Annotated in this window: 11 protein-coding genes; all 11 read left to right on the forward strand. The window is 70.0% G+C overall.

The features are described from left to right. Positions 1-123: 123 nt before the first annotated feature. Positions 124-1,185, forward strand: coding sequence for a major capsid protein (locus ACWCV3_RS28305; protein ID WP_451230003.1), 1,062 nt, complete (start codon positions 124-126; stop codon positions 1,183-1,185). Between the two features lie 34 nt (positions 1,186-1,219). Beyond that, the gene (locus ACWCV3_RS28310; RefSeq protein ID WP_451230005.1) at positions 1,220-2,113 is read left to right on the forward strand and encodes a hypothetical protein; all 894 of its coding nucleotides are present in this window, start codon (positions 1,220-1,222) and stop codon (positions 2,111-2,113) included. 24 nt (positions 2,114-2,137) lie between these two features. Beyond that, positions 2,138-2,824: a hypothetical protein gene (locus tag ACWCV3_RS28315; protein WP_451230008.1), complete on the forward strand. Its 687-nt coding sequence runs from the start codon at positions 2,138-2,140 to the stop codon at positions 2,822-2,824. A 1-nt stretch (position 2,825) separates the two neighbouring features. After that, positions 2,826-3,119, forward strand: a complete 294-nt coding sequence (locus tag ACWCV3_RS28320; RefSeq protein ID WP_451230010.1) for a hypothetical protein — start codon at positions 2,826-2,828, stop codon at positions 3,117-3,119. A 2-nt stretch (positions 3,120-3,121) separates the two neighbouring features. Further along, a complete protein-coding gene (locus tag ACWCV3_RS28325) occupies positions 3,122-3,604 on the forward strand; it encodes a hypothetical protein (RefSeq protein ID WP_451230013.1) in 483 nt (160 codons plus the stop codon). Positions 3,605-3,621: 17 nt separating this feature from the next. Beyond that, on the forward strand, positions 3,622-4,407 hold the full coding sequence (locus ACWCV3_RS28330; protein WP_451230016.1) for a hypothetical protein: 786 nt from the start codon (positions 3,622-3,624) through the stop codon (positions 4,405-4,407). 32 nt (positions 4,408-4,439) lie between these two features. Next, positions 4,440-4,904: a hypothetical protein gene (locus ACWCV3_RS28335; RefSeq protein WP_451230018.1), complete on the forward strand. Its 465-nt coding sequence runs from the start codon at positions 4,440-4,442 to the stop codon at positions 4,902-4,904. A 3-nt stretch (positions 4,905-4,907) separates the two neighbouring features. Continuing rightward, complete coding sequence (locus ACWCV3_RS28340) at positions 4,908-5,291, forward strand: hypothetical protein (RefSeq protein WP_451230021.1); 384 nt, start codon at positions 4,908-4,910, stop codon at positions 5,289-5,291. Between the two features lie 45 nt (positions 5,292-5,336). After that, a complete protein-coding gene (locus ACWCV3_RS28345) occupies positions 5,337-5,759 on the forward strand; it encodes a hypothetical protein (protein ID WP_451230024.1) in 423 nt (140 codons plus the stop codon). Between the two features lie 17 nt (positions 5,760-5,776). Further along, positions 5,777-5,989 carry a hypothetical protein gene (locus tag ACWCV3_RS28350; RefSeq protein ID WP_451230027.1) on the forward strand — a complete coding sequence of 71 codons (213 nt, stop codon included), beginning with the start codon at positions 5,777-5,779 and terminating at the stop codon, positions 5,987-5,989. Continuing rightward, positions 5,989-8,442 (forward strand): phage tail tape measure protein (locus ACWCV3_RS28355; protein WP_451230030.1); only part of this gene is annotated, 2,454 nt, incomplete at its 3' end. The genes ACWCV3_RS28350 and ACWCV3_RS28355, both read left to right, overlap by 1 nt.

The raw sequence follows: 8,442 nt of genomic DNA on the forward strand, positions 1-8,442 counted from the left end.
TGCACTTGTTCGACCGTTCACCTCATCCAGCTTGTCATGCGGTGTCCGGTATGGGCAGCGGGCGCTTCTCGATCGCGGCGGCCATCACCTCCGGGTTCCAAGGTGGAGGAGCTGTGGCACTCGATGACGCAGGAGGGCGGCAAGGCGGAGGCCCTGCTGGCCGGTGGTGGCTGGTGCGCGCCGTCGGAGGTCTCCTACGACTTCTTCAACATCGCCGACACGCCGATGGGTCTGATCGACCTGCCGACCGTCGGTGTGAGCCGGGGCGGCATCCGCTTCCCGGTCTCCCCGTCCATCGGTGACGTGTTCTTCCAGAACGCGGGCTCCAACCCGGCGTCCGGCTTCGGTGGCTTCGGCGTCGCGTTCTCCAACGCGTCCGACCCGTGGCTGTGGACCGAGGCCGACGACATCGCCACCGTCACCGGCTCGGTGAACAAGCCGACGCTGCGCGTGCCGTGCCCGACGTTCGATGAGGCGCGGCTGGAGGCGTACGGCATCAGCCTGACCGCCGGTAACCTCACGGACGATGCGTACCCGGAGGCGACGCAGAACTTCATCCGGCTGCTGCGTGCCGCGTACGCGCACGTCATCAACGCCCGGCTGATCAGCCTCATGGTGGCCCGCTCCACCAGCCCGATCAGCTTCGGCGGGTCCGTCCCGGCGACCCAGACCCTGCTCAACGGCGTGGAGCTGGCCGCCATCGACTACCGCGCGAAGTACGCGATGCGCGAGGACTCGGTGCTGGAGGTCGTGCTGCCCATCTGGGCGCTCGCCGTCATCCGGGCCGACCTCGCCTGGCGGAACAACGTGGAGCGGGAGTCCGTCTCGGACGCTCAGATCCGCGCCTGGTTCACCGACCGGTCCGTCCGCGCGCAGTTCGTCTCGGACTGGCAGGTGCGCGGCACCGGGCAGTTCGGCCGGGTCAGCGCCAACATGACCTCGTGGCCCACCTCGGTGGACTTCATGATGTACGCGGCCGGCACCTTCATGCACGGCAACGGGCTCCAGCTCGACCTCGGCGTGATCCGAGACAGCGTGCTCAACGCGGAGAACGACTTCACCGCCCTGTGGGCGGAGGAGGCGCACCTGGTCGCCAAGGTCGGTCACGAGTCCCGCCTGTACCGGGCCGGCTTCCAGGTCAACGGGGCCGGCACTGCCGGTCTCACCGCAGCGGCCCAGGTCTGACCTGTGACCGCACCGACAGCGAGGGGAGTGTGACGTGGCAGGGATCCGGGGCATCGTCAACGGGCCGGACTTCGTCGCGCTCCCCAACGGGCTGTGGGAGGCGGCACAGCACCCGGCGGACGACGGCCCGCACTGGCGCCAGGGTGTCACCTGGACCGACTGGTGCGGCGGCGCGGACACGACGTACGCCGACGCGTGCGGCATGGCCGTCACCGGCACCGGCGGGCAGATCCCGGCCGCGCCCGACCTCGCCCCGACCGCCCACGGCACGGACCGGGGCGCGACCGCCTTCACCGTGTTCGCCGGGTTCGACTGCTCACTGATCGGGCTCCCTCCGGAGAACCAGGCCGTGCAGGCGCTGGAGCGCTCGGAGTCGTACCAGGTGGGCCGGGCGTTCTGGACGGGCCGCGCGGGCGGGCAGCCGACCGTATGGCCGCACCTGGCCGCCGACACGGTGCTGGACGACCCGCAGGGCATCCGGCTCCAGACGGCGGCCTCGCCGGTGATCACCGGTGGCGACGACGTGGCCGTGGTCATCGGGCTCATCGACGCCCGGCTGGCCGCCGACTACGGCGGGCAGGGCCTCGTGCACGTCCCGCCGGCCGCGCTGCCCACGCTCAAGGCCCGGTCCGTCATCTGGCACGACGACGCCACCGGGGCCTTCTACACCCCCGGCGGGCACCGCGTCGTGTCGGCGGCCGGCTACCTCGGCACCGGCCCGAACGGCGCGGCACCGGCCGCCGGAACCGCGTGGATCTACGCGACCGGCGCCGTGTTCGGGCACCGCAGTGACGTGGTCGTGCAGGACTTCCCCGGCACGTTCGACCGCGCGAAGAACACCGTCCGCAAGCTGGCGTCCAGGACTTACTTGTTCGGGTTCGAGTGCGTACATCTCGCCGCGCTCGTGACCCTCGGCGTACCCACGTAAGGGGTGTAATCAGTGGCAGCAACCGTGGCAACGGCCGCAACCCCGATCAAGGGGACGCACTTCCGCATCGTCAAGCTGGACGCGTGCGGCAACCCGGTGACCGGGACCGGCTCGCTCGTCGTCGTCTCCAAGGGCTTCGTCCAGGTGCAGATGGAGCCGCAGTACGAGGACGGTGAGGAGTTCTTCGAGCGCACCGCCGACGGCACGCCGTGCGTCAACCAGAAGGACGACCCGGTCCTCAAGAGGATGCAGCTCCAGATCGAATTCTGCGAGATCAACACCACCGGGGTCAGCTACCTCGCGTCCGCACGCGAACTGACCGCCAACGCGGCCGGCGTCACCGGCACCGGCTTCGCCTTCAGCGAAGGCTCGCCGGCCAACCGGTACTCGCTGGAGGTGTGGCAGCGCGTCGCCGGGTCCGGCGCGTGCGACCCGTCCGGGCTCCAGCGCTACATCTACAACGCCTGGCCCAATGTCGGCTCGTCCAAGATCGGTACCTACACCATCGAGAACGGGCGGTCCACGCTCCAGGTGACGTCCGAGACGCGGGCCGCGTCCACGCTGCCCACCGTCGGCTGGGGGGACGGACCCGGGTCGGGGGCGAGTTACCTGCCCGCCAACGAGGTGGCGCAGGCCGGTGACCACTGGCTGTGGAACGTCACGACCGTGGCCCCGCCGAACCCGGGCATCAACCCCACCACGCTGAGCTGACGTGATCCTGAGCGGCGAGCAGCGCTGGGGCTGCCCCAACTGCCCGGCCACGGCCGTGACAACCGGGGCGGACAACCGGTTTCACCCGTGCGCCGGGCTGGCCGGGCTGCTCGCCCCGATGGTGCTGGACGGCGTGCGCGCACATGTGAGGGCCGTCGTCCGCGAGGACTACGTGGGGGCCGAGGACGTCCGCTGCGACGGCGACGGGCGGCCGGTCATGGCCGTGGTCACCGAGCGCGAGGACGGGCAGGACTGCGCGGTGTACGCCCCGACCGCGCGGGTGAGGAGACTCTAGCGATGGCGTGGACGGACAGCCGGGTGTTCCGCGAGTGGATCGCCGGGCCGATGATGCAGTCCTCCGGGACCGGCTACACCGGGCTGGACTCGGACACGGTGAAAGCCGCGCTGTTCGACGGCACCGTGACCCCGGACAAGGACGCGGCGGTCAGTGCGACCGGCTACAACTCCGGTACGTGGACCACGGCGCGAGAGATCACCGGCGGCACCAACTGGGCGGCCGGCGGCCGTCCGCTGACCGGTAAGACGTTCACGTCGCCGGACACCGGGGTCGTCATGTTCGACGCGGCCGACCTCTCCGCCGGCGGCGCCGTCACCCTCACCGGCGCGTACGGCTGCCTGGTCTACGACGACTCCATCACCGGCGGCACCGCCGCCGACCAGGGCGTGGCCTACCTGTACTTCGGCGGCCCGCAGTCCACTACGGCCGGCACCTTCACGATCGTGTGGAATCCGTCCGGAATCCTGCGGCTGTCCGCCTGACCCTGAAGGAGGCCGCTGTGACGGACGTACCGACCGATCCCTGGCCGGTGTACTGGACGTGTGACGTCGGCGGCTACTCGCCCGAGCTGACCGGGTACGCCGTGAACGCGGCCACGCGGATTCTGTGGTCCCTGTCGGGGCGCCGGTTCGGGCTGACCACGGCCGTGCTGCGCCCGTGCGCGGAGGACTGCCAGGGCGTCGGAGGGTACCCGTTCACCGGCTCGTGGGAGTGGGGCGCCGGGTACGCGCTGCCGCCGTGGGACTTCTACCGCACTCCGTACTGCTGCGGCGGCTGCGCCGGCCGCTGCTCGTGCGGGCTGCTCACCGGCGTACGCCTGCCCTCCCCGGTGGACTCCATCGCCTCCGTGCGCGTGGACGGCGCCGTGCTGGACCCGGCCGCGTACCGGCTGGACGGCGGGCAGGTGCTGGTACGCACCGACGGCGCCCGCTGGCCGCGCTGCAACGACCTCTCCCGGCCGGACACGGCACCGGGTACGTGGAGCGTCACCGCGCGACTCGGCGAGCCCGTCCCCGATTCCGGGCGCCTGGCGATGGGCGAGCTGGCCTGCGAGATAGCGAAGGCCGGGTCCGGTGTGGACTGCCGGCTCCCGGCGGCCGTCACTCAGCTCGTCCGTCAGGGTGTGACCATCTCCGTGCCCGACTTCGGGCAGATGTTGTTCCATGGCAAGACGGGCCTGTACCTGGTCGACATGTTCCTCACCGCCGAGAACCCGCACCGGCTCCAGCGGCGGCCTCGGGTGTACGACGTGGACCGCATCGCACAGCGGAGGACCGGGGCGTGAGCGCGTATGCCGGGCCACTGAAGTGGTTCAACTTGGCCAGAGACATCCTGACCCACGTGGACGCGCACACGACGGCCCGGTACGGCCGCGTCTCCGTCGTGCCGGGGCTCATCGCGTGGGACGGGTGCGACTGCGGCGCGCTGTACCTGATGGTGAACCAGACGTACGCGAGCGACAACTGGCCCATGCAGAAGATCGAGGCGGACCCGTCGGAGAGCTGCGGCGCGGTGTACGAGGGTGCGGAACTCGTGCTCCAGGTGATGCAGTGCGCTCCCAGCGCGCTGCCCGCGCCGACCGTCGCCGCGCAGGAGAACGCGGCGATGCTGGTCCGCCGCGACGCGTACGAGACGCGGCGCGCGGTGAACGCGTTCCTGTGCCGCGCCCGCGACGAGCGGGACGTGGAGGACTTCATCGTGGACGCCTCCCTCGTGCAGGGGCCGCAAGGCGGCTGCGTCGGCACCGAACTGCGGTTCCGCGTCGCCCTGACCTGGGAGTGAGCCATGGCCCGTGACTTCATGACCATCGACCGCAGCAAACTGGAGCGGGTGGCCCGCCAGGGCTCCGCCGCGCTGGTGCAGCGGCTCACCCTGCGCACGGCTGCCATCGCGGCGGCGACCGCCCCGGGCCACATGGGGCAGACGATCCGGCCCATCTTCAAGGGCTCCAAGGCGAACCCGCTCGGCATCGTCATGGTGGACCACCCGGCCGCGTCGTTCGTGATGAACGGGACCAGGCCGCACGAGATCCGGCCCCGGCGCCACAACGGCCGGCTGCGCTTCACCTCGGGCAGCCGGATCATCTACGCACGCAGCGTCAACCACCCGGGGACCAAGCCGAATCCGTTCCTGTGGAAGGCGATGCTGGCCGCGAAGTTCAACGCCTGACGCGCTCCGGAAAGATCATGAAAAATTCGGCCCTACCCTGCGCGCATGAGGGACTTCACGCGCCAGCCCAGGGTGATTGAGTTCAAGGTCGATGACGACGTCTTCCGGTGCCACCCGAGGCTCCCCGCCCAGGTGCTGATCGACTTCGCCGTCTCGGCCGACCAGATGGGTGACAACCCGACCGGGGAGCAGGGCATCACCGCCATGCTCGGCGTCCTGGAGGTCACCCTGCTGCCCGGCGACTTCAAGCTGTTCCGGGAGCGCATGTCGGACCCGGAGCGGGCCATCGAGCTGGAGCAGGTCTCCGAGATCGTCCCGTGGATCATGGAGTCGTACGGGCTGCGCCCTACCACGCCATCCGACAGCTCGTCGGATGGGCCCTCCGTCCCGGGACCTGGCACCAGCTTGACGGAGAACACATCGGCCGTGGCGTCGATCTCCGCGAACTCCCCGTCGATCGCTTCCTGAACGTCGTCTACGCAGCCATGTGCGAGCGACTGGACGGCGGGGAGGACGAGGACCCGGAGGTGGTGCGGCGGAGGTTCGACGCCGACCTCGGCACCGGCCAGTGGCTGCGCGTACCGGGTGAGGTGCGCCGGTACGCCGACGCGGAGGCGGACCCGGCCGCGCCGTGGTGGTGGGAAGGCGACGAGGAAGCGTCCGCGTCCTTCCTGGCCGCGCAGGGGGTGAGTCTGTAGTGGAGACCGGAGCGACGGCGGTCGTCGGGCGGGGTCTCGTGGAGATCCTGCCGGACTTCAAGAAGTGGAGCCAGGCGCTCGCGGCCGACATGCGCACCGCCCGCGCACAGCTCGACGGCTCGGCGGCGGGCCTGCGCCGCTCGGCCGCCACCGTCGGCAAGTCGATGGCCGTCGTCGGCAAGGGGACCTCCGCGCTCGGGCTCGGCGTCGCCGCCGTGTCGGTGAAGATGGCCGCCGACTTCCAGTCGGAGACCGCGATCCTCCAGACGGCGGCCGGCGAGTCCGCCAAGGGCCTGGAGACCGTGCGGGCCGGAATCAAGAACATCGCCATGGGCACCGGTACGGGGATCAAGAACCTGACCGATGGCATGTACCAGATCGAGAAGGCCGGCTTTCGCGGGTCCGAGGGTCTGAAGGTGCTCAAGGCCGCAGCCCAGGGCGCCCGCGAGGAGGGCGCCAAGCTGTCCGACGTCACCAACGCGATGACGTCCATCATGGCCAGCTACCACTTGAAGGCGGACAAGTCCGTCCAGGTGATGAACGCCATGAAGACGGCCGCCGGTGAAGGCAAAATCACGATGGAGGAGTTCTCGGGCGCCCTGTCGACCGTGCTCCCGATCGCCTCGGCGAACCACATCGCTTTCGAGGACATCGCCGGGTCGATGGCGACGCTCACCCAGCACGGCACGTCCGCCCGCGAGGCCACCCACGAACTCGGCGCGACCATCCGCGCCATCGCCGCCCCGAACATGGTCGCGGTGCGCGAGATGGGCCGCTTCGGCCTGTCCGCCACCGACGTGTCCACGCGGCTCGGCGAGCGCGGCCTGTCCGGCACGGCGAATCTCTTTGTCGACACGATCCTGCACAAGCTGGGCCCGGCCGGTAAGGGCCTCATGGACGCGTTCGAGGGCAGCAAGCAGTCGGCCGCCGCCGCCCAGGTCATGATCAAGCACATGACGGGCGACCAGGCCGCGCTCGCCAAGGAATACCTCAAGGGCGAGATGATCCAGGGGGACTGGAACAAGTCGATCAAGGGGATGCCCGTCGCGCAGGCGCCGGCGCTGCGGAACTTCAAGACGCTGGTGGACCGCTCGCGCGGCTTCTCCCGCGAACTCAAGGCGGGCGGGCCGCAGGCGAAGACGTTCACCGACGCCCTGCGCAAGATGAGCGGCGGCGCCATCGGCCTGAACACCATTCTCCAGATCACCGGCGAATCCGCCGAAGGCAACGCGGAACGTATCAAAAAGGTCGGAGAGTCCTTCCACCACAACACCAAGGACGTGGAAGGCTGGAAGATCACGGCGAACCTGCTGAACGTCCAGCTCGACCGGACGAAGGCGCAACTCCAGGTGCTCGCCATCGACATAGGCGAGAAGCTGATCCCGGTGGTGAGCGCGGTCGTCGGGTTCTTCGCCGAACACCGCTCCATCCTGCTGGCCGTCGCCATCGCCACGCTGACCTTCCTCGGCGCGACGGCCGCCGCGTACGTCGGCATGAAGATGTACGCGTTCTACACCCGGGCCGCCACCGTGGCGACAGCCGGCTGGAACCTGGCGATGCGGCTCGGCGCCCGGTACGCGCTGGGCACGCGGGTGCAGCTCGCCGCGCTGTTCGTCTGGCAGAAGATGCAGGCCGTGTGGACCGGCATCGTGACGGCCGCGCAGTGGGCGTGGAACGTGGCGATGACCGCCAACCCGATCGGCCTGCTCATCGTCGGCATCGGCCTGCTGGTCGCCGCTATTGTGTGGATCGCCACCAAGACGACGTGGTTCCAGAAGCTCTGGGGCTGGGTGTGGGGCGCGGTCAAGGAACCGGTGACGACGTTCGTCCACTGGCTCTCCACGGCCTGGGACGTCGTGTGGGGCGGGATCAAGAAGGGGTTCACCGGCTTCGTCGGCTGGTTCAAGGCGAACTGGCAGCTCATCACTTTCACGATCATGACGTTCGGCTTCGGCCTGCTCGTCGCCATGATCGTGAGGCACTGGGACGGCATCAAGAAGGCCACGGCCGACCTGTACCACTCGGTCACCGGCTGGTTCGCCCGCACGGGCCGGGCCATCGCCGGGTTCTTCGCCGCACTGCCCGGCCAGATCGCAGGGTTCGCCTCCAAGACGTGGTCGGCGGTCGCCGGGTTCTTCTCCCGGCTGCCCGGCCAGATCGCAGGGTTCGCCTCCAAGACGTGGTCGGCGGTCGCCGGGTTCTTCTCCCGGCTGCCCGGCCAGATCAGCCGGTTCGTCATGGGCGTAGAGTCGGCGGTCGCCGGCTTCTTCTCCCGGCTGCCCGGCATCCTCTACCGGGCCTTTTCCACAGCCGAACTCGCCGTCGGCCGCTTCTTCCTGGACATCGGCCGCACGGTCGGCACGTTCCTGGTGAGCCTGCCCGGCCGGATCGCCCGCACGGCGAGCGGGTACGGGCGCGTGCTGTCCTCCGCCGGCTCGGACCTGATCGCCGGA

The sequence above is a fragment of the Streptomyces sp. NPDC001781 genome (genome assembly GCF_053596035.1).

Bases quoted from the DNA above. Each gene is read 5' to 3' on its own strand.
- ACWCV3_RS28305 (WP_451230003.1), top strand. From the start codon at position 124: ATGACGCAGGAGGGCGGCAAGGCGGAGGCCCTGCTGGCCGGTGGTGGC.
- ACWCV3_RS28325 (WP_451230013.1), top strand. From the start codon at position 3,122: ATGGCGTGGACGGACAGCCGGGTGTTCCGCGAGTGGATCGCCGGGCCG.
- ACWCV3_RS28340 (WP_451230021.1), top strand. From the start codon at position 4,908: ATGGCCCGTGACTTCATGACCATCGACCGCAGCAAACTGGAGCGGGTG.
- ACWCV3_RS28345 (WP_451230024.1), top strand. From the start codon at position 5,337: ATGAGGGACTTCACGCGCCAGCCCAGGGTGATTGAGTTCAAGGTCGAT.
- ACWCV3_RS28350 (WP_451230027.1), top strand. From the start codon at position 5,777: ATGTGCGAGCGACTGGACGGCGGGGAGGACGAGGACCCGGAGGTGGTG.